We start from the raw sequence: 21,665 nt of genomic DNA, 5'->3' as shown, positions 1-21,665 counted from the left end.
ATATCCTGTGTTAACCACAAGATAGTTCGCGGTGAGTTAGGAAAACTCTTTTACCACTCTTTCAAGGATCGGCACATTCGCTTCAGGGAAGGCGTAATCAGGCAATGCTGCAATATCCACCCAACAACCTTCTTGGCCTTCGCGACCATAAGGTTGGTTATCGAATTGAGATACTGTCATAAAATCAAACTTCAGGGACTTATCAGGATAATCGTATTCCAAGTGTTCAAACAAAGCTTGCTCAGTCACCGTAATGCCAATCTCTTCCTCAAGCTCACGAACCATCGCTTGTTCAACCGTTTCGCCTTGTTCAACTTTACCACCAGGGAACTCCCAAAAACCGCCCTTGTGCTTGTCGCTTGGACGCTTGGTGATGAAGATTTGCGATTTGTCTTGGTTAAAGATGATCGCCGCAACAATGTGAATTCTTTTCATTAGATTCGTTCCTAGATCTATCAATACAAAAAGAGCCGCCTAAGCGACTCTTTATTTATGTTTTCAGACTGTATTAGTCGATTTTACCGTGGCACTGTTTGTACTTTTTGCCGCTGCCACATGGACAAGGCTCATTACGGCCCACTTTGCGTTCTTCACGAACCATTGGTTGGTGAGCGCCTTCTTCAGACTCTTCGCCTTCAGACAATGGATTTTGTGCTGCCGCGTGTTGAGCTTGTGCACGACGAGCTGCTTCTTCAGCTTGCGCGCGACGTTGCTCTTCCATACGTTCAACTTCTTCTTGCTGTTGAACACGAACACGAGATAGAACAGTAATCACGTCTGTTTTCAGCGCTTCTAGTAGACCTTCAAACAGTTCAAACGACTCACGCTTGTACTCTTGTTTCGGGTTCTTCTGCGCGTAACCACGTAGGTGAATACCTTGACGTAGGTGATCCATCGCCGCTAGGTGCTCTTTCCATAGCGTATCTAGCGTTTGAAGCATTACTGATTTTTCGAAGTTACGTAGCACTTGTGCGCCAACCACTTCTTCTTTCGCTTTGTAAACTTCAACCGCTAGGTTAGTGATCTTCTCACGTAGCGCTTCTTCGTATAGCTTGTCGTCTTCTTCAAGCCATTGCTTGATTGGCGCGTCTAGATCGAAGTCTGCCTTCAAGCGCTCTTGTAGACCTTCCACATCCCACATGTCTTCTAGAGATTGTGGTGGAATGTATTCGTCGATGATCGCAGTGATTACATCTTCACGGTTTTGTTCGATCATATCGCTAATGTCGTCAACGCTCATTAGCTCATCACGCAATTCGTAAACCACTTTACGTTGATCGTTCGCCACGTCATCGTATTCAAGAAGCTGTTTACGGATATCGAAGTTACGGCCTTCCACTTTACGCTGTGCTTTTTCAATTGAACGAGACAGCATTTTAGACTCGATCGCTTCACCTTCTTCCATACCACTTTGGATAAGGCTAGCCATACGGTCTGAAGTGAAGATACGCAGCAGTGAATCTTCCATCGATAGGTAGAAACGAGATGAACCCGCATCACCTTGACGACCAGAACGACCACGTAGCTGGTTATCGATACGACGAGATTCGTGACGCTCAGTACCGATGATGTGTAGACCACCAGACTCTAGTACTTGATCGTGAACTTGTTTCCACTCAGCTTTAATCGCGTCGATCTGTTCTTTAGTCGGATCTTGCAGTGCTTCCACTTTCGCTTGCCAGCTACCACCCAACACGATATCGGTACCACGACCTGCCATGTTCGTTGCGATAGTTACTGCACCAGGTGTACCAGCTTCTGCAACAATCTCAGCTTCACGTTCGTGGAATTTCGCGTTCAGTACGTTGTGCTTAATCTTCGCTTTCTTAAGTGCGTTAGATAGCAGTTCTGATTTCTCGATAGAAACCGTACCTACTAGAGATGGTTGACCTTTCTCTACGCGCTCTTTGATGTCTTCGATGATTGCAGCAAACTTCTCTGCTTCAGTACGGTAAACCACGTCTGGCATATCGTTACGGATCATTGGCTTGTTAGTTGGGATAACAACCGTTTCAAGACCGTAAATCGATTGGAATTCGAATGCTTCTGTATCCGCTGTACCTGTCATGCCTGACAGTTTTTCGTATAGACGGAAGTAGTTCTGGAAAGTAATCGAAGCCAGCGTTTGGTTTTCGTTTTGAATCTTAACGCCTTCTTTTGCTTCAACCGCTTGGTGAAGACCTTCAGACCAACGACGACCCGGCATTGTACGACCCGTGTGCTCATCAACGATTACAACTTCACCGTCTTCGTTAACGATGTAATCTACGTTGCGTTCGAACAACACGTGTGCACGAAGCGCTGCGTTTACGTGGTGCAGTAGGCTGATGTTCGTTGGAGAGTAAAGCGTATCACCCTCTTCCATCAGACCGTTTTTCACCATCAATTCTTCAACGAATTCTTGGCCCGTTTCTGTTAGGTGAACCTGTTTAGATTTCTCATCTACTGTGTAGTGACCGTCACCGCGGTATTCTTCAGAATCTTCTTTATCTTGCTTTTGAAGCTGTGGAATAAGCAGGTTGATACGAGTGTATAGATCAGAGCTGTCTTCTGCTGGACCAGAGATGATCAAAGGAGTACGAGCTTCATCGATAAGGATTGAGTCCACCTCATCGACTACAGCGAAGAAACGCTCACGTTGAACACGGTCTTCATTGCGGAAAGCCATGTTGTCACGTAGGTAGTCAAAACCAAATTCGTTGTTTGTACCGTATAGGATGTCAGCTTGGTAAGCTTCTTTCTTCGCTTGAGGAGGCATGTTTGGCACGTTTACGCCAACAGTCATACCTAAGAATTCAAATAGTGGACGGTTAGTCTCAGCATCACGTGTCGCTAGGTAGTCGTTCACTGTGACTACGTGTACACCTTTACCTGGAAGTGCGTTTAGGTAAGCAGGAAGGGTTGCAGTTAAAGTTTTACCTTCACCAGTACGCATTTCCGCAATTTGACCGCCGTTCAGTACCATACCACCGATAAGCTGAACGTCGAAGTGACGCATGCCGTAAACACGTTTAGATGCTTCACGAACCGTAGCAAAAGCTTCTGGAAGTAGCTTATCAAGAGTTTCGCCTTGCTCTAGGCGCTCACGGAACTCAACTGTCTTCGCTTTTAGCTCTTCATCAGAAAGTGCTTCGAACGTTGGTTCGTAGTTATTAATCTCTTTTACAATTTTTCTAAGGCGGCGCAGTGTTCGGTCGTTGCGACTGCCAATTACTTTTGTCAGTAGCTTAGTTATCATTTTTCGTGGATCTCTCTTTAATCAGACCGTTCCCGATCTACTCGTAATGCCTTCAGTCTCTGCCAGTTTGGAACTAAGAATACTGAGATAAATCATTTATCAAAGATATTGAGTTCAAACATCCATATTTCAAGGCTAAATTTTGAATCAATGTGGCTTAGTGTAAGGATTTTTCATCGATACAACCATAAATAGACGTATTTGTTTGAAGCACTCGTAAGTTTTTAGACAAACTGATGGCGGATTAGCCAGTATTACACAAGCCTCACGGCGTAAAGTCAGCATTTTCAAAACAATCCGCTTTTACTTGCTAAACCCAAATCGTCTGGTGAAGTTGAAGATAAAGGCCATAATGTAAACTATACCTAAGCAGAAAGCTGCTCTAGAATACCCATATCTCAACAAAATTAGATTTTACCTATGCGTGATCATCGCCCTACCTCAACAGACGACCTTATTGCTGAATCTCAGTTTAAGCAGATTCAAGAGCATGCAGGGGAAATCTTGCAGCTGAATCAGGCATTGCAGGAGATCTTGCCAAAAGGAACGGCCGATCATTGCCGTGTGGCGAACGTTCGCAACGGTCATTTATTAATTGATGTATCGAGTGCTGCGATCAAAATGAAGATCGATTACGATCGCCTAATGATCCTCAATAAACTGAGAACCCAGGGCTACGCAAAATTAATGAGTGTGGAGGTAAGAATCAACCCTTCCCTTTACCGTAATCGGTTCGAACAAGAGAACAAACCAAAGCGTCCACCATTAACCGAATCCGCGGCAAACTCGCTGTTGATCATTGCTGATATGGCGCCACCGAAGATCCAAGAACGCTTGAAGCGCCTTGCCGATATGGCAGAGAAGAAAAGCGAAAAATAGCAACGAAACTTCAGATACTAAAAAGCCAGGCATTGCCTGGCTTTTTTAATTTGTTTGCGTTTGCGTATTTTACGCTAGAACCATATTTGGTTGTGCAAATGCAACTGGCGAACCTTCTTCTTCTTCGAATGTTGTCCATTCCCATGCTTCTTGATCAGCAAGAACTGCACGTAGAAGTTGGTTGTTTAGGCCATGACCTGATTTGAACGCACGGAATTCACCGATAATTGCGTGACCACACATGTAAAGGTCACCAATCGCATCCAATACTTTGTGAGTAACAAACTCGTTATCAAAGCGTAGGCCTTCTTCGTTAAGAATGCGGTAATCATCCAGTACGATTGCGTTATCAAAGCTACCACCAAGAACTAGGTTCTGAGATTGTAGATATTCGATATCACGCATGAAACCAAATGTACGTGCACGAGAAATCTCGCGAACGAAGCCTTGAGATGAGAAATCAAACAGAAGACGTTGCTCGTCTGATTCGATCGCAGGGTGGTTGAATTCAATTTCGAAGTCCATACGGAAGCCGTTAAATGGAACAAACTCTGCCCACTTATCGCCATCTTCAAAACGAACTGGTTTCTTAATACGGATAAAACGCTTAGGCGCATTTTGCGTTTCGATACCTGCTTGTTGTAGCAAGTATACGAATGGGCTAGCGCTACCATCCATGATTGGAATTTCAGGTGCGTCAACTTCAACAATAATGTTGTCGATGCCCATACCAGCAAGTGCCGCGTTCAAGTGTTCAACAGTTGAAATACGCACGCCTTCATCGTTCACTAGTGCTGTACATAGCATAGTGTCACGAACAGACGCTGGATCAGCTGGAAAATCTACAGGTGGGTTTACATCTGTACGACGGTAAATGATACCTGTATTAGCAGCAGCTGGGCGCAGAGTAAGTGTGACTTTACGACCAGAGTGGAGACCCACACCAGTTGTTTTCACTATTTCTTTCAGAGTACGTTGTCTGATCATCTGCTTGCCTCTCTAAAATATGCTACAAAACACGGCCGTCTGTAACGTCGACCGTGAATGCTACCATAATTTTGAGCTATGTCAAATTTACGGGTTAAAGATTAATCAGCCTGACGACGCAAAAATGCCGGAATATCTAAATAACCGCTTTCTTTCTCTTGCTTTGGTGCTGCTGAGCTTTGGCCCGCAGATGAAGCTGGAGAAGAAGAAACTGTGTTTGTCGGCTGAGGAGTTACCTGTGGCTTCTCTTGCACTGGAGTAGTCTGCAAAGTTTGTGCCGGTTTCTCTTCAGCTTGTGGCGCTACAGCTTGCTGTTGTGGTTGAGCTTGCGGTGCAGCCGTCGGAGCTACTTTCGCTTTGCCACCAGCAACTAGCGTAATGTCTGGTTTTTTCTCGTTGCCGATACCTGTCGCAACAACTGTTACGCGGATTTCGTCCGTCATATCTGGGTCTAGAGAAGTACCGATAACCACTGTCGCATTGTCCGAAGCAAATGCTTTCACTGTGTTACCTACTGTCTCAAACTCATCAAGACGCATGTCCAGACCAGCAGTGATGTTAACAAGAACACCACGAGCACCCGCTAGATCGATGTCTTCTAGAAGTGGGCTAGAGATAGCCATCTCTGCTGCTTCTTCTGCACGATCTTCGCCTTTCGCGATGCCGCTACCCATCATTGCGTGACCCATTTCAGACATCACAGTGCGTACGTCTGCAAAGTCGACGTTGATCATGCCAGGACGAGTGATTAGCTCTGCAATACCTTGAACTGCGTTCTTAAGAACGTCGTTCGCGCTTGCAAACGCTTCTAGCAGCGTTACACCACGGCCAAGTACTTTAAGTAACTTTTCGTTTGGAATCGTGATCAAAGAGTCAACGTGCTTAGAAAGCTCATCGATACCTTGCTCTGCAAATGCCAAACGCTTTTTGCCTTCAAAGCTGAACGGTTTTGTTACTACCGCAACGGTAAGAATACCCAGCTCTTTTGCTACTTCAGCGATAACAGGTGCTGCACCAGTACCTGTACCACCGCCCATACCAGCTGCGATAAACACCATATCGGCACCAGTTAGGGAATCTTTAAGTCTATCTCTGTCTTCGAGAGCTGCCTCACGGCCAACCTGTGGATTCGCACCTGCACCCAGACCTTTAGTGATATCACCACCAATCTGAATGACATTGCCAACGCTTGTCTTACGAAGTGCTTGCGCATCAGTGTTGACGCTGATGAATTCCACACCTTCGATGGATTCACGCACCATGTGTTCAACAGCGTTACCACCGCCGCCACCAACCCCAACGACCTTGATTACTGCATCGTCAGACATTTCCATCATCGGTTCAAACATGTGTTGTCTCCGTTTATCCTGCAACTCAGGTTAAAACTCTTTTTGTATCCAATTACGCAATTTACCGAAAAAGCCAGTAACAGATGAGCGCTTAGGTTCATTATAATCGCTATCGTCGCTAGACTGCATGTCTCTTGCGTAATGAAGTAATCCAACTGCCGTAGAATGGTACGGCTCTTTTACATAGTCAGTTAATCCGCTGACTTCGAGCGGTTTGCCGACCCTTACTTGGTTGCGGAATACGCGTTCCGCACATTCTACCACTCCCTCGATTTGCGCTGCACCGCCGGTAAGAACTACACCCGCGGCGAGATGGTGCTTAATGCCCTCTTCGCGCAATTTCGCTTGTACAGAGTCGATAGTTTGGTTAACCAGTCCCATAAGCTCAGAGTAGCGTGGTTCAATCACTTCTGACAAAGTCTGACGCTGCAGACTACGTGAAGGTCGACCACCTACGCTTGGAACGTTAACCGTGTCATCCTTACTGACCAGTTCACTCAAGGCGCAACCATATTTGACCTTTATTTCTTCAGCATCGCTCACAGGCGTACCAAAAGCAAAGGCAATATCGCTAGTTACAGCATTTCCTGCGTAAGAAAACACCTCTGTGTGACGTAACGCACCACCAGTCCAGATAGAAACATCCATCGTGCCAGCGCCAATATCGACCACACAAACCCCAAGCTCTCTTTCATCCTCGGTAATTACCGCGTTACTCGCAGCAAGCCCAGAAAAAACAAGTTGCTCTACTTTAAGGCCGCAGCGTTCTACCGCCTTAATAATATTGCGTGCCATATCATTATGGCATGAGATCAAATGGACACTCACTTCCATTCTCACTCCAGATAAACCAAGCGGATTTTTGATACCCTCTTGGTAGTCGATGGTGAACTCTTGCGGAATCACGTGAAGGATTCGTTGTTCATCACCGATTTTAATCGATTTTGCGGTATGGATAGCGCGATCCATATCTTCTTGAGAAACTTCCTCGTCCGATATAGTGCCCATGCCTTTTTCAATTCGGCTTGCGATATGCTTACCAGACAACGAAATAAATACTCGACTGATTTGGCATTCCGCCATTAACTCAGCTTGATCAATTGCGCGTTGTACTGATTTTACAACCGACTCCAAATCATTCACGCCGCCTTTATCCATGCCACGTGAAGGGCTACTACCCGAACCAATAATATTTATTTGGCCATCCGGTAGAATCTCACCCACTAGAGCTGATACGGTTGCAGTGCCTATATCAAGACCAACAATAATGTTGTCATCAGCGGCCTTAGTCATTCGTACTCTCTTGTTCTAACTCATGTTCAGGAAACCAACCAACCGCGGCTCCCGTATCGTACCTAAGATCGATATAACTGATTCTTTGTGTGTCACTGCCAAGCTTGTTGTAGAGCAAGAAGAAACGCTCTATTCGCTCATCCAGAGACTCTTTACCGAGCTCTAGTCGAATACCGTTATCAAGGATGATTTGCCAAGCTCGTCGCTCGTTTAATACAAGAGACGATATAGCAAGACCCAGTGTTTGGAACTTAGGTCGGAGTTCGCGATAGGTTTGCAAGACTTCCGGCCCGGTTTCATTGGGTCCATATAACTTAACTTTCTCTTCCTTTAGCAGGCCGACATCGCCTCCAAATACCAAGCCATTATTATCTAATAACTCGTTGCCATTCCAGATGGCGACTGGGCGATGTTCTGTCAAAAATACTTTTACTGTGTCAGGCCATTGTTTGCGGATCGCGGCATGCGCAACCCAAGGAATGGCTTCAACACTATGTTGCAACACATCAATGTCTTGTGACATGAAGGTGCCAATATGATCAATCTGGCTAAACGCAGCTTGAACATCGTCTGCAGTGACATACTCCAGTTTTCCCTGAAGTACTATTTTGGAGAGAGGTAACCTTTGGTCATCCCACATCCAACTGATCGCTGAGTACAAAACAGAACTAATTAAGGTCACCACAACAACGAAAAATAGCGCACCTAAGATTTTATCTTGGCGACCACGGTTATTGTCCGTGTTAAGTCGCTCTTCATTAAGTGCAATATTCAACAACGTCTTCGTTTCCTGACTTTTGTCCTGTACTTTTCACCGTGTTAGCACACATTGGCAAAAGCATTGACTTTAACCTTGGGATTATACTGAGCTCTTGTAAACTATCAAACACTGATAGCGATAAATCACAACGTTCTTGACGCAAAATCGAGATCTAGGTCTTTCTCTGTACCTTGCGTCAACCTTGGTCGCTAACCGAGCATCTTGCTAATGTTCAATTCAAGTGCTGCTAATTGCTTCGCCACTTTACCAACATCACCCGCGCCTTGAGTCAAAATCAGGTCGCCGTCTTGTATAACGTTAGCCAAAACTGAAGGTAATTGCTCGATTTCTGGGACAAAAATTGGATCTACCTTCCCACGACTGCGAATGGTACGGCACAATGCTCGACCATCTGCACCTGATATTGGCTTTTCACCTGCGGCGTATACATCCAACATGATCAGCACATCAACTTGTTCAAGTACGTTTGCAAAATCATCGTATAAATCACGAGTTCGGCTGTAACGGTGCGGTTGGAAAATCATCACTAAGCGCTTATCTTGCCAACCACTTCGCGCGGCATGGATCGTTACGTCCACTTCTGTTGGGTGGTGACCATAATCATCGACAAGCATGGCATGGCCGTTGCCCGTATCAAACTCACCCAAATGGTCAAAACGACGACCAGTACCTTGAGTACCTGCCATTGCTTTTAAAATCGCTTCATCGCTAATGTCATCTTCTGTGGCTACCGCAATTGCTGCTGATGCGTTCAAGGCATTATGACGGCCAGGAATATTTAGTGTGATATCAAGATTCGCACGACCTTCGCGTACAACGGTGAATTTGCCTTGCTGACCTTCTTGGTGATAATCCTCGATACGAACATCCGCATCTTCAGAGAAACCATAAGTGATCACTTGACGGCTAATTCGAGGAATCAATTCACGAATCACAGGATCGTCGATACATACAATTGCTTGGCCGTAAAACGGTAGGTTGTGAAGGAAGTCAATGAAGGTTTGCTTCAAGGTTTCGAAGTCACCACCGTATGTATCCATGTGGTCCGCTTCGATGTTCGTTACGATGCTCACCATAGGTTGCAAATGCAAGAATGAAGCGTCACTTTCGTCTGCTTCAGCAATCAAGATTCGGCTAGAGCCTAAGCGTGCGTTCGTACCCGCGCTCTTAACCAAACCACCGTTAACAAAAGTTGGATCCAAGCCCGCTTCAGAATAGATTTGCGTCACAAGCGCCGTGGTCGTTGTTTTGCCGTGCGTACCCGCAACAGCAATACCGTGACGGAATCGCATCAATTCAGCCAACATCTCTGCGCGACGTACAATAGGAATACGCAACTCACGCGCTGCCATCACTTCTGGGTTTTCTTCGTTAATCGCGGTTGAAACCACAACAACACTGGCTTTTTCTACATTGCTCGCTTGGTGGCCGATAAATACGGTCGCACCCTTTGATACTAAACGCTCAGTCACTGGGTTCTCTGATAGATCAGAACCTGTGATTTGGTAGCCTTCGTTCAACAGCACTTCTGCAATGCCGCTCATGCCCGCACCACCAATACCGATGAAGTGGATGGATTTCACGCGGCGCATCTCTGGCACCATTGCGCGAATCTGAGCTAAGTCTTGTGTATGTTGGATTGTCATCAATTCTATTCTCAATAATTCGGTTAACGCTTTTCGGTCAAAGCGACAATGGCCTGTGCGACAACTCGGTCAGCATTCAATTTTGCAGCGCCACGCGCTTGCTCAGCCATTGTAAGTAAAGCTTGTCGATCCAATTGTTGGATCTGCTGAGTCAATGACTCAACGGTTAAATCTGGTTGTTCAATCATTTTCGCCGCACCGCAATCCACTAAGTGGTCTGCATTCAGTGCTTGCTGACGGTCTTTATGCATAAACGGAACAAAAATAGCCCCCACGCCTGCCGCCGAGACTTCCGAAACGGTTAACGCTCCTGAACGACAAACTAAAAGGTCAGCCCATGCATACGCTTCTGCAACGTCGTCAATGAACTCTGTAACGTCTGCATTCGCAACACCATTCGCTTGGTATGCTGCGTTCACCTCTTCAGCGGAGCCTTTGCCCGCTTGATGACGAATACTGTAATCATCGCCCAATTTTGCCATCACTTCTGGCAGAGTTTGGTTAAGAATGCGTGCGCCTTGGCTGCCGCCCATCACCAAAATACGAATTGGACCTTGACGTTCTTGCATGCGCTCAGTTGGCGCTGCTAATTGAGTCACATCCTCACGAACCGGGTTGCCAACCACTTCAGCATTTGGAAACGCACCAGGGAAAGCTTGAAATACCTTCTTCGCGATTTTCGATAACCATTGGTTCGTCAGGCCTGCGACTGCATTCTGCTCGTGCAGCACTACAGGAATACCACTCATCCAAGCGGCAATACCACCAGGACCGCTAACATAGCCGCCCATGCCAAGCACTGCGTCTGGCTGCCAGCGTTTCATGTGAGTTCGAGCTTGCATGATGGCATTGATAATTTGAAATGGTGCAGCAAGAAGACGCTTAACGCCTTGACCTCGTAGACCTTTTACTTTGATAAAGTCGATTTCAATGCCATGTTTTGGCACTAGATCGGCTTCCATTCTATCCGCGGTGCCTAACCAACGAATCTCCCAACCTTGTTCTTGTAGCTGCTTCGCTACCGCAAGACCCGGGAACACGTGACCGCCAGTACCACCAGCCATCACCATCAAACGTTTATTTTTCTTCATCGACTTGTTGTTCTGATTCTTTCTGGCCGCGCTTCAAGCGGCATTCGTGATCGATTCGCAGCAAGATAGATACTGCCACGGACATGATAATAAGACTCGAACCACCGTAACTGATCAGCGGTAGAGTAAGACCTTTGGTCGGAACGATACCGGCAGCCGCGCCGACGTTAACCAAAGTCTGAAAAGCAAACCAAATACCGATACCAAATGCGAGGTAACCACCAAACATTTCGCCTTCATCAAAAGCGCGCTTGCCGATATAAACGGCTTTAAGTACCAAGCTGAAGATCAGCATCAACACCAATACTACGCCGACAAAGCCAAGCTCCTCTGCTAACACCGCAAAAACGAAGTCAGTGTGTGCTTCTGGTAGGTATTCGAGTTTTTGAATTGAGTTACCGAGACCTTGACCAAACCATTCACCACGACCAAACGCCATGAGTGACTGAGTGAGCTGATAACCGCTGCCGAATGGGTCTTCCCAGGGGTCTAAGAATGACGTGACACGGCGAATACGATATGGCTCGACCAAGATGAGGCCAACTACGGCACCGATACCGGCAATCATCAGAGCTAAGAATTGCGTCAGTTTAGCGCCGGCAATGAACAACATGCCAAACAAGGTCACCAGCATTACGACCACAGTACCTAAGTCGGGCTGACCAAGCAGCAAGACCGCGAAGAAGGCAAACACCATAATCGGCTTCATGAAACCGCCAAAGAAAGTTTGGCGAACTTCGTCTTGCTTACGCACCAGATAACCGGACATGAAGACAAATAGCGAGAGCTTGGCGACTTCGGCAGGCTGCAAGTTGAACAGCCCCAGCGGGATCCAACGTGAGGCACCGTTCACCGACTTACCAGCGACTAATACGATGATGAGCAAGCCAAAAGCAAGCCACAATAGGTAGTAGCTCTTCTTGAACCACTCCTGCAAAGGCACTTGGAGAATAACGGAAGAAACACCAATCGCGAGAACTAGGAAGGTGGCATGACGGAACATGAAGTGAAACGGCTGATCCGTCAAACGTGAGCTGATAGGAAATGATGCTGATGTCACCATCACCAAGCCAGTTAACATCAAACCCAGCGCAATCCAGACAAGTTGACGATCAAAGAGCGCCTCTGGTGCAGGATGCTTAAGCCAAGTGCCAATGCTGCGTTTAACGTTACCTAAACCCACGAAGTGTGTGACCTTTAATTATGCGTATTTCTCAGCAAGAGCTGCGAATGCGTCACCTCTTGCCATAAAGTTGTCGAATTGATCAAAGCTAGCACATGCCGGAGACAGCATCACCATATCGCCCGTTTTTAACTGCGAAGATATCTGTTGAATCACATCTTCCATGGTGTCGAAACGAGTTGCTGATTCATGCAGTGGCATAAATTCATCGCCATCCGCGCCAAAGCAGCAAAGTTGTAGGTTCAGTGTTGCGAAGATCGGTTTTAGTGGAGTGAAGTCAGCGCCTTTGCCAACACCACCAACAAGCAAGTACAGCTTGCCTGTCGACTCTAAACCAGAGAGTGCAGCCATAGTGCTCGCAATATTGGTCGCTTTAGAGTCATTCACCCATTTTACGCCACGATTATCCGCAACCACTTGGCATCGATGTGTCAAACCCGTGTAAGTTTTCAGTGCATTCAATGATTTGTGATAGTCCACATCCGCCGCTTTAAGCAGAGCAAGTACCACAAGCGCGTTAGCTAGATTGTGCTTACCAACCAGCTTTAATTCATCACTGGCAATCACACGCTGACCATGATCAAGCAACCAAGTACGGTTACCATCTGCTTCAAGGCCGTAAGCTTGCTCATCACTTCCGAACGTCACCAACGGTGTTTCAGTATCAGGGAAGGTTTCTTGATCATCACGGTTAACTACTGCCAGCTCCGCGTTATCAAAAATGCGCAGTTTAGCTTGTCGGTAGTCCGACATGCCCTCATAGCGATCCATGTGATCTTCGGAAAGGTTCAGAAACGCCGCCGCTTTAAGCTTCAGGCTTGAAGTGGTTTCTAGCTGGAAACTGGACAACTCAAGCACATACAAGTCTGCATCTTGCTCTAGCAAATCGAGAGCAGGAACACCGATATTGCCACCAACACCCACTGTTAAGCCTGCAGCCTTCGCCATTACACCCGTTAAGTCAGTAACTGTGCTTTTACCATTAGAACCGGTAATCGCAATAACTGGCTTATCGACTGCCCACGCGAAGAGTTCGATATCACCAACAACTGGCGTTCCTTTCGCAAGAACCGCTTGTATCTCTGGTGTCGCTAAGGCAATACCCGGGTTAGTCACCACTAAGTCAGCATCTGCCAACCACTGTGTATTCCAACTCCCGCTGTGCAGCTCTACCTGCTCAGGTAAACGCTCCGCACCCGGTGGATTCGCACGCGTATCGATGACTTTAACCGCCAGTTGCGGCTGATTTTTTGCAAGGTGTTTAACGACAGAGAGCCCGGTAATACCGAGCCCTACAACGACGACCTTATGTATGTTTTGCCAACGTTCCATATTTGATCACGCAATTTGTCTTGTTCTTGGAAAGTGCGATTAACGCACTTTCAGTGTCGCTAGACCAATAAGAACAAGAACCATAGAAATAATCCAGAAGCGCACGATTACGCGAGGTTCCGGCCAACCTTTTAATTCGTAGTGGTGGTGAATCGGTGCCATGCGGAAAATACGCTGGCCGCGCAGTTTGTAAGAACCTACCTGTAGAATTACCGATAGTGTCTCCATTACAAATACACCGCCCATGATCACGAGTACTAGCTCTTGACGAACCAATACTGCGATTGTGCCAAGCGCACCGCCTAGTGCTAGTGAGCCCACATCGCCCATGAAAACTTGTGCTGGGTAAGTGTTAAACCACAAGAAACCAAGACCTGCACCAACAATTGCCGTACATACCACAACCAATTCAGAAGCGTGCGGTAGGTAAGGAATGTGAAGGTATTCAGAGAAGTTAACGTTACCCGTCGCCCATGCAATCACCGCAAAACCAGCCGCAACGAGAACCGTTGGCATGATAGCCAAACCATCTAGACCATCGGTTAGGTTTACCGCATTACTGGTACCCACGATTACAAAGTAAGTCAGGATAATGTACATCAAACCAAGTTGCGGCATGATGTCTTTAAAGAACGGCACGACAAGTTGAGTTGCGGCAGTGTCTTTGCCGTAAGCGTACAACGCAAACGCCACTACAAACGCAATTAATGATTGCCAAAAGTACTTCCAACGAGCAATCAGACCGTCAGTGTTCTTACGCACGACCTTACGATAATCATCGACAAAGCCGATTGCACCATAGCCAAGCAGAACCGTCAGTACCGCCCATACGTATGGGTTCGATAAGTCAGTCCATAAAAGAATAGTGATAGAGATAGCAGCCAAAATCATGATACCACCCATCGTTGGGGTACCACGTTTGCTAAAGTGGGATTCTGGACCTTCGTTACGAACAACCTGACCAATTTGGAGCATCTGTAGACGCTTGATCATGATAGGCCCCATCCAAAGAGACAGACCTAGAGCGGTTAGAACGCTGAGGATTGCTCGAAAAGACAGGTATTCAAACAATCGGAAAAAAGATAGGTATGGCTGTAGCAGCTCGGCAAGCCAAATAATCATTAATAATACTCCTTCAAAGCAGCAGCGACTTCAAACATACGTGCACCGTTCGCGCCTTTCACCAATATCGTATGGTGTTCAGGAACCACTTGGTCTAGATGCTGCTTGATGTAGTCAATCATCTCTTGATGTGTCTCGAAATGGATGCCATCGCAAAGCTCGCTAATGACCTTTGCATCCGCACCATACGTGAGAACATGTTCAAATTTTTGTGGGGCAGCATGTTCCCCGACTTGACGGTGAAGTGCAAGACTTTCCTCACCCAACTCCGCCATATTACCTAAAATCAACCAACGTTGACCTTGGAATGCCGCCAGTAAGTCGACTGCCGCCTTCATGGCAGGAACACTAGCGTTGTAGCTGTCATCGATAAGCTTGATTTTATCGCTCAGCTCTTCCACTTCAACACGACCTTTCACCTTATTAAGATGTTTTAGCCCCGCTTGAATCTCTTCTAATGTTGCCCCCATTTTCAAGGCAATGATAGAAGCGGCAATTGCGTTAGGCACGTTGTGTTGACCAATAATACCCAGAGACAGTTCAATTTCTTGTGAAGTTGCAGCGATATGTAAGTCAAAGCTTGCCTCACCTGCGGCGCTCATCACGATGTTGGAAGCGTAAAAGTCAGCGTCCGCGTTACTTTGTGAAAAAGTAATCACATTCTTATCTGCTAATACTTCATCCCACTTCGCTCCGCCATTGCTATCTAGGTTTACGATCGCAATACCGCCAGCCGCTAGCCCTTGGTAGATTTCACCTTTAGCTTGTTTCACGCCATCGATAGACCCGAAACCTTCAAGGTGAGCAGCAGCCACGTTGTTTACCATGGCAATGTCTGGCTTAACTAATTGCGTGGTGTACTCAATTTCACCAATGTGGTTCGCACCCAACTCGATCACCGCGTAGTCATCGTCTTGTTGCGAACGCAGCAAGGTCAATGGCACACCAATGTCGTTGTTGAAGTTGCCCGCAGTAAACAGCACTTTACCTTTCAACTGCAAAATACTGGCAACCATCTCTTTCACCGTGGTTTTACCACAGCTACCTGTAATGGCGACCGTCGGCGTTTGGCATGTTTGGTGAACCCAAGCTGCCACTTGACCCAATGCTACCTTACTATCGCCAACAACGACTTGAGGCACATTCACATTAACGCGTTTTTGTACCAATAGTGCACCCGCGCCCGACTCTACTGCTTGTTGGCAGAAATCGTGAGCATCAAAACGCTCGCCAACCAAAGCAACAAATAGAGCACCTTGTTCGATAGCTCGAGTGTCAGTCGAAACAGATTCAATAGAAAGATCGTTACCAACCAGTTCACCGCCAGTAATATCGGCAATTTGAGAAAGCGTTACTGTGATCATGATGAAAGCCCCAATAGTGTCATGGCTGACTCGCGGTCAGAGTAATGGATGGTTCCAGAATTTAGAATTTGGTAGTCCTCATGACCTTTACCGGCCAGAAGGATAATGTCTTGCGAAGAAGCATGCTCAAGTGCGTAAGACAGCGCTTTGAAGCGGTCATGTTGCACAATCGCGTCAACTGGTTTCGTTAAACCAGCCAGCATGTCTTTCATGATCAACGCTGGGTCTTCGCTACGAGGGTTGTCATCGGTAAGTACCACTTTGTCACCCAAACGTTCAGCGATTTCTGCCATCATTGGGCGCTTACCAGCATCGCGATCACCACCGCAGCCGAAGATAGCCCAAAGCTCACCGTGGCAATGTACACGCAATGCTTGCAGCGCTTTTTCTAGCGCGTCAGGCGTGTGAGCATAATCCACCACTACTTTGGCATTATCATCAGCTTGGAACAGTTCCATACGACCAAGAACGGGCTGTAATTGGCCTGCTGTTGCCAGCAAATCTTGCTTGCTGAAACCTAGACTAAGTAACGTTGTGAATGCCAACATCAGATTCGCGGCATTGAACTCACCGATAAGTGGTGCATGCAACGTACCTTCACCAAACTTGCCATCAAACTCAATCGTGATGCCAGACTCAGCATAAGCGATGTGGTTTACATACACGCTTTGAGAAAATTCTGTTGTTGGTTTGAGTGATACGGCAAGCGCGTTGTTCAATTGCTTCGCCCACGCAGCACCCACAACATCATCGACATTGATAACAGCGTGACCACATTGATGTTCAGTAAACAGGGTTAACTTAGCGTTGGCGTATTCTTCCATCGTGCCATGGTAATCGAGATGATCACGACTCAGGTTAGTAAACACGCCAGCAGCAAAAGACAGCGCTTTAACACGACCTTGAATCAAACCATGAGAAGACACTTCAAGCGCTGTGTATTGCGCTTTTTGCTCAGCGAGCGAAGACAGTGTTTTTTGGATTTCAACGGCGTTGCCCGTAGTATTCGCAGCTTCTTGTAGGTTGTCGAGAAAGCCATTCCCCGTGGTTCCCATTACCGCCGCTTTTGAACCGACCAAATCAATCCATTGAGCAATCAGCTGAGTGATGGTGGTTTTGCCGTTGGTGCCAGTGACACCAATCAAATCCATCGTTGGGTAGGTATACAAATGACCTGCAATTTCAGATAGGCACTTATCCAGCGCTTCAAGGTAAATCACTGGAACATCATCAACAATCTCAATCGTGCCATGCGCTTTTTGCTCACAAGCTTGAGCAATCACCGCATTCGCACCTTGCTCAATCGCGATTGGGATAAATTTACGCCCATCCACAACATGGCCAATAATAGCTACAAAGGTTGTTCCAGATTGAACTCGTCGACTGTCGAGTTCCAATTCAGAAACAAGAATGGACGACAAACTCGGGCAATCGACCCAAGTGGAAAGCAGCGTGTCCATACTGATGGCTTTAGTCATATTTATTCTCCGAGCATTAGCTCAGCTTTCTTCATTTTGTTTCTCAGTACGCTTATAAGCCTACTGTTGGAATTTATTTTCGTCAGGGGCAACGTTCAGAATTTGCAGTGCGCCTTTCATGATTTCAGAGAAAACAGGTGAGGCTACCGAACCACCGTAGTAATCATCACCTTGTGGTTCATTAACCACAACCACAAGCGCTAAACGTGGGTCACTCACTGGCGCAACACCAGCCGTGTAGTTGATGTACTCATCACTATAGCCACCTGCGCTTGCCTTTCGCGCAGTACCAGTTTTTGCACCGACTCGATAACCGGGAACCGCCGCACGACGTGCAGAACCGCCTTTTTGCGTTACCGTTTCAAGCATATCCAAGACGAGACGAGCGTTCTCTTTGCTCACGACTTGGCGTGCCATGTCATTATCGTTACTTTCGATAATATGAATCGGCTCATATTTACCCAAGTTACCTAGCGTCGCATAGGCATGCGCTAGCTGAATTGGGGTAACAGATAAACCATAACCAAACGAGATGGTTGCGCGCTCAATTGGAGACCAGCGGGAGCGGCTTGGGAAGATACCCACCACTTCACCAACCAAGTTAAGACCGGATAATTCACCAAGGCCAACCGAACTGTACAAACCAAGTAGCGCCTCAACAGGCATTCGCATCGCCAGCTTGGTCACACCGATGTTACTCGATTTCTTCAGAATCGTAGTTAGGGTTGCTTTGCCGACTTTTGGCGCATCACGAACACGGCTACCACCAAGCTGCAGAATGCCGTTACCCGTATCAACGATCGTGTCTTTGTCTGCAACTCCATTTTCTAAGGCGGCCAAAACAACGAATGGCTTAATGGTTGAGCCCGGCTCTAGTGAGTCAGTAATCACGCGGTTACGCATTTTGTAACTTTGCCAATCACTGCGGTTGTTTGGGTTGTAAGAAGGCGCGTTGACCATCGCCAGTACCGCACCCGTTTTAACGTCTAGGATAACAACGGATCCAGATGTTGCACGGTGATCCGCTACGGCCTGCTTGATCGCTCGATAAGCGACGGCTTGAATGCGTTGGTCGATCGTCAGCTGTAACGGTTTACCTTCTTGCTTCTCTTCAAGAGCAATGTTCTCTACCACGCGACCATAACGGTCTTTACGGATAGTTTTCTTACCTGCTGCGCCAGTTAACCACTCGTCATAGCTTCGTTCCACGCCTTCTAGGCCGTGGCCATCAATGCCAGTTACACCAACTAAGTGAGCACTAACCTCACCAGCAGGATAGTAGCGGCGAGATTCCGACTTCAAACCGACACCAGGTAGTTTGAGTTCACGAATGTAGTTCGCCATCGCTGGGCTAACTTGGCGTTGTAGATAGATAAAACGACGTTTTTCGTTTTTCTTGATTTTGTTGATCAGGCCTTGGCGATCTAAGCCAAGTACGTCAGCAAGTGCGTACCAACTCTTCGTTTGCTGCAGAGCGCCTTCTTTGAAGATAGTTTTAGGATCAGCCCACACGGCTTCAACAGGAACACTCACCGCAAGAGGTTCGCCATTGCGATCAGAGATGATACCGCGCGCCGAAGGAATGGCTTTAACACGGACAGAGCGAAGGTCACCCTGTTTGATTAGGTTGTCAGGCTCTATAACTTGAATATAGGCCACTCGCCCAACGAGAAGTGCGAAGGCACAGAAGACAAAAAACAGCAGTAACTGAAAACGCCAACGAATCAAAAACGATTCTGGCTCTTCAACCACTTCTGCTTGTTTCGTTTCTTTGGTAGGTTGCGGCTTTGTAGCAGCTACTTTTTTTTCTTTCGCAGCAGACTTGCGCGTATTTCCTTGTTTAGATTTGGCTTTCTTTCCAATCATTTTAGCGTGATAACCACTTCTTTATCGCCATCTGGTCGTTTCATTTCAAGGTCCTTCTTTGCCAAGTCTTGAACGCGACTGTGTTCCGCGAGGGCTGTTTCTTCCAACATTAGGTTGCGCCATTCGCTATCCAATCGCTCTCGCTCAACCAATGTATGATCTTTTTCAGTGATCGCCTGACGCGCATGGTGGGTGGCAAACACCACTCCCATTGCCGTTGCGAAAATCAAAATCATCAGCAACAACGACCAGCGACCGACGGTAATTAAGTCCGTCGCAATCAACTTAGCAAGGTTAGGAGTGGTTTTCGTCATAATAATTAAAGCTTTTCTGCAATTCTTAGCACTGAGCTTCGAGAGCGCGGGTTCATGTCAATTTCTTGTTTCGTTGGCTTGTTCGCTTTACCAATCGGCTTCATGTTCGCACTGCCAAGCGCACGGATTTGTTCTTCCGTCATCGGAATACCGTGTGGCACTTCTGGGCCTTTGCTCTCTTTACGGATAAAACGTTTCACCATGCGATCTTCCAATGAGTGGAAACTGATCACAGACAAACGGCCTTCAGGAGCCAAAATACTTGCCGCACCTTTTAGTGCCGTATCAATTTCTTCTAATTCACTGTTGATGTAAATGCGAAAAGCCTGAAAAGCGCGAGTCGCTGGGTGTTTTTTCTCTTTAAAGCTCTTTGGTGCCGCATCTGAGATCAATTTTGCTAACTGACCAGTACGAACCATTGGTTCGTTTTCTTCATCTTCGCGGTAAGCTACGATCGCTTTGGCAATGCGGCGGGCGTGCTTGTCTTCACCAAACTCACGAATCACCCAAGTAATGTCATCAAGGTCGGCTTCCATCAGCCATTGAGACACAGGAATACCCGATGTTGGGTCCATACGCATGTCTAATGGGCCGTCTTTCATAAAACTAAAGCCGCGTTCAGCGTCATCAAGCTGCGGAGACGACACGCCTAGGTCTAGCAATACACCGTCAACTTTACCAACTAGGCCATACTCTTCTGCGTATTTAGCCATACCTGAGAACGGACCATGAATGATAGTGAAGCGCGGGTCATCGATTTTAGCGGCTTCTGCGATAGCTTGTGGGTCTCGGTCGATGCTATACAGTCGACCATTTTCACCCAGTTTCGACAAGATAGCTCGGCTGTGACCGCCACGGCCAAATGTTCCATCGATATAGATACCATCGGGTTTGATAGCCAAGCCATCAATGGATTCATTTAATAACACGGAGATATGTTGAAATGTTTCGGTCATAGCTGTCTCGTTGAATGATCTTGAAGCGATTCTTTAGTGTACTGATTTCCCACATCATCGCCACCTCAAGTCTAAAGTTAGACGTGATTCAGCGCCAAGTTTATTGGTAATGACATAGTTTGCGTCAATTAAATGCAAAAAACCCATCACTACCGAAGTAGAGATGGGTCTCGAATAGGTGGAGCCGACACATAAGCCGGGTTCTGTTCCGCTTGCGCGGCGGTAGCCATTCGTCTAGGCCAGCAATCACTCACTGGCTCGAGCAACCTACCCGCCTCCTTACGCGAGCAACGCAATGTGGAGGCCTATTTGGTCTTGCTTCAGGTGGAGTTTACCCTGCTACGAACTATTACTAGTCGTCCGGTGCGCTCTTACCGCACCCTTTCACCCTTACCTGTGCCCTAGGGCCATCGGCGGTCTTCTCTCTGCTGCACTTGTCGTAGGCTTGCGCCCCCCAGGCGTTACCTGGCACCTTGCTCTATGAAGCCCGGACTTTCCTCCCCTTTGTCAGTCTCCCGAAGGACGTCAACGTCAGTCTCCCAAAGGGACTTCGACGTCAGTCTCCCGAAGGACATCAACAAAGCAGCGACTACCCAGTCAGCTCCGAGGGCGGATTGTATAGAGTTATCCCCCCAGAGTCTAGTGAGATCACAGAAATGCTGAAAACGGTTGGTTAAGTGGTCAAAAAGACAGCGATACATAGAGGCACTTCGTTTCGGGAGGCGAGAACGCTTCGCTCCGAGAAAAAGAAGATGGAGAACTACGTTTCGGGAATCGGGAATCGGG

At 47.1% G+C, this 21,665-nt stretch carries 17 protein-coding genes and 1 other RNA gene; 1 reads left to right on the top strand and 17 read right to left on the bottom strand.

Annotation, left to right across the window (positions count from 1 at the left end):
• Positions 1-36: 36 nt before the first annotated feature.
• Both mutT and secA read right to left on the bottom strand, forming a co-directional pair.
• The gene (gene mutT, locus KIO97_RS12780; protein ID WP_191117985.1) at positions 37-435 is read right to left on the bottom strand and encodes an 8-oxo-dGTP diphosphatase MutT; all 399 of its coding nucleotides are present in this window, start codon (positions 433-435) and stop codon (positions 37-39) included.
• A gap of 73 nt (positions 436-508) precedes the next feature.
• Positions 509-3,238, bottom strand: a complete 2,730-nt coding sequence (gene secA, locus KIO97_RS12775; protein WP_010646536.1) for a preprotein translocase subunit SecA — start codon at positions 3,236-3,238, stop codon at positions 509-511.
• Positions 3,239-3,658: 420 nt separating this feature from the next.
• On the opposite strand from secA, the gene KIO97_RS12770 reads away from it, so the two are divergent.
• A complete protein-coding gene (locus tag KIO97_RS12770) occupies positions 3,659-4,117 on the top strand; it encodes a DUF721 domain-containing protein (RefSeq protein ID WP_038888956.1) in 459 nt (152 codons plus the stop codon).
• A gap of 69 nt (positions 4,118-4,186) precedes the next feature.
• On the opposite strand, the gene lpxC is transcribed toward KIO97_RS12770, so the two are convergent.
• From lpxC to rnpB, 15 genes are all read right to left on the bottom strand, one after another.
• The gene (lpxC, locus tag KIO97_RS12765; protein ID WP_005436150.1) at positions 4,187-5,104 is read right to left on the bottom strand and encodes a UDP-3-O-acyl-N-acetylglucosamine deacetylase; all 918 of its coding nucleotides are present in this window, start codon (positions 5,102-5,104) and stop codon (positions 4,187-4,189) included.
• A 101-nt stretch (positions 5,105-5,205) separates the two neighbouring features.
• Positions 5,206-6,453, bottom strand: coding sequence for a cell division protein FtsZ (gene ftsZ / locus KIO97_RS12760; RefSeq protein WP_005528698.1), 1,248 nt, complete (start codon positions 6,451-6,453; stop codon positions 5,206-5,208).
• Between the two features lie 30 nt (positions 6,454-6,483).
• Positions 6,484-7,746, bottom strand: coding sequence for a cell division protein FtsA (gene ftsA, locus KIO97_RS12755; RefSeq protein WP_005528700.1), 1,263 nt, complete (start codon positions 7,744-7,746; stop codon positions 6,484-6,486).
• The gene (locus KIO97_RS12750) at positions 7,739-8,524 is read right to left on the bottom strand and encodes a cell division protein FtsQ/DivIB (protein WP_005528702.1); all 786 of its coding nucleotides are present in this window, start codon (positions 8,522-8,524) and stop codon (positions 7,739-7,741) included. Before KIO97_RS12750 ends, ftsA begins: the two co-directional genes overlap by 8 nt.
• A gap of 191 nt (positions 8,525-8,715) precedes the next feature.
• Positions 8,716-10,173 (bottom strand): UDP-N-acetylmuramate--L-alanine ligase, encoded by a 1,458-nt coding sequence (gene murC / locus KIO97_RS12745; RefSeq protein WP_005528704.1) that lies wholly within the window; start codon positions 10,171-10,173, stop codon positions 8,716-8,718.
• A gap of 23 nt (positions 10,174-10,196) precedes the next feature.
• Positions 10,197-11,264 (bottom strand): undecaprenyldiphospho-muramoylpentapeptide beta-N-acetylglucosaminyltransferase, encoded by a 1,068-nt coding sequence (murG, locus tag KIO97_RS12740; protein ID WP_081234362.1) that lies wholly within the window; start codon positions 11,262-11,264, stop codon positions 10,197-10,199.
• Entirely contained in the window at positions 11,251-12,447 is a 1,197-nt protein-coding gene (gene ftsW / locus KIO97_RS12735; RefSeq protein ID WP_285382833.1) for a cell division protein FtsW, read from the bottom strand. The genes murG and ftsW overlap by 14 nt, the downstream gene beginning before the upstream one ends.
• Before the next feature lie 18 nt (positions 12,448-12,465).
• Entirely contained in the window at positions 12,466-13,779 is a 1,314-nt protein-coding gene (gene murD / locus KIO97_RS12730; RefSeq protein WP_285382831.1) for a UDP-N-acetylmuramoyl-L-alanine--D-glutamate ligase, read from the bottom strand.
• Between the two features lie 39 nt (positions 13,780-13,818).
• Entirely contained in the window at positions 13,819-14,901 is a 1,083-nt protein-coding gene (mraY, locus tag KIO97_RS12725; protein ID WP_005428568.1) for a phospho-N-acetylmuramoyl-pentapeptide-transferase, read from the bottom strand.
• A complete protein-coding gene (gene murF / locus KIO97_RS12720; protein WP_285382829.1) occupies positions 14,901-16,265 on the bottom strand; it encodes a UDP-N-acetylmuramoyl-tripeptide--D-alanyl-D-alanine ligase in 1,365 nt (454 codons plus the stop codon). Before murF ends, mraY begins: the two co-directional genes overlap by 1 nt.
• Positions 16,262-17,743, bottom strand: coding sequence for a UDP-N-acetylmuramoyl-L-alanyl-D-glutamate--2,6-diaminopimelate ligase (gene murE, locus KIO97_RS12715; RefSeq protein WP_285382827.1), 1,482 nt, complete (start codon positions 17,741-17,743; stop codon positions 16,262-16,264). The genes murF and murE overlap by 4 nt, the downstream gene beginning before the upstream one ends.
• Before the next feature lie 60 nt (positions 17,744-17,803).
• Positions 17,804-19,609 carry a penicillin-binding transpeptidase domain-containing protein gene (locus tag KIO97_RS12710; RefSeq protein ID WP_038888951.1) on the bottom strand — a complete coding sequence of 602 codons (1,806 nt, stop codon included), beginning with the start codon at positions 19,607-19,609 and terminating at the stop codon, positions 17,804-17,806.
• On the bottom strand, positions 19,606-19,923 hold the full coding sequence (gene ftsL / locus KIO97_RS12705) for a cell division protein FtsL (RefSeq protein ID WP_005428577.1): 318 nt from the start codon (positions 19,921-19,923) through the stop codon (positions 19,606-19,608). The genes KIO97_RS12710 and ftsL overlap by 4 nt, the downstream gene beginning before the upstream one ends.
• Before the next feature lie 5 nt (positions 19,924-19,928).
• Complete coding sequence (gene rsmH / locus KIO97_RS12700; RefSeq protein ID WP_285382825.1) at positions 19,929-20,879, bottom strand: 16S rRNA (cytosine(1402)-N(4))-methyltransferase RsmH; 951 nt, start codon at positions 20,877-20,879, stop codon at positions 19,929-19,931.
• Between the two features lie 176 nt (positions 20,880-21,055).
• Positions 21,056-21,484, bottom strand: an RNA gene (gene rnpB / locus KIO97_RS12695) — RNase P RNA component class A.
• Positions 21,485-21,665 lie beyond the last annotated feature (181 nt).

It is taken from the genome of Vibrio sp. B181a (assembly GCF_030248375.1).
Lineage (GTDB): Bacteria > Pseudomonadota > Gammaproteobacteria > Enterobacterales > Vibrionaceae > Vibrio > Vibrio campbellii.
The sequence above is the reverse complement of the archived record's forward strand: the minus strand, read 5'-3'. Positions and strand labels throughout refer to the sequence as shown.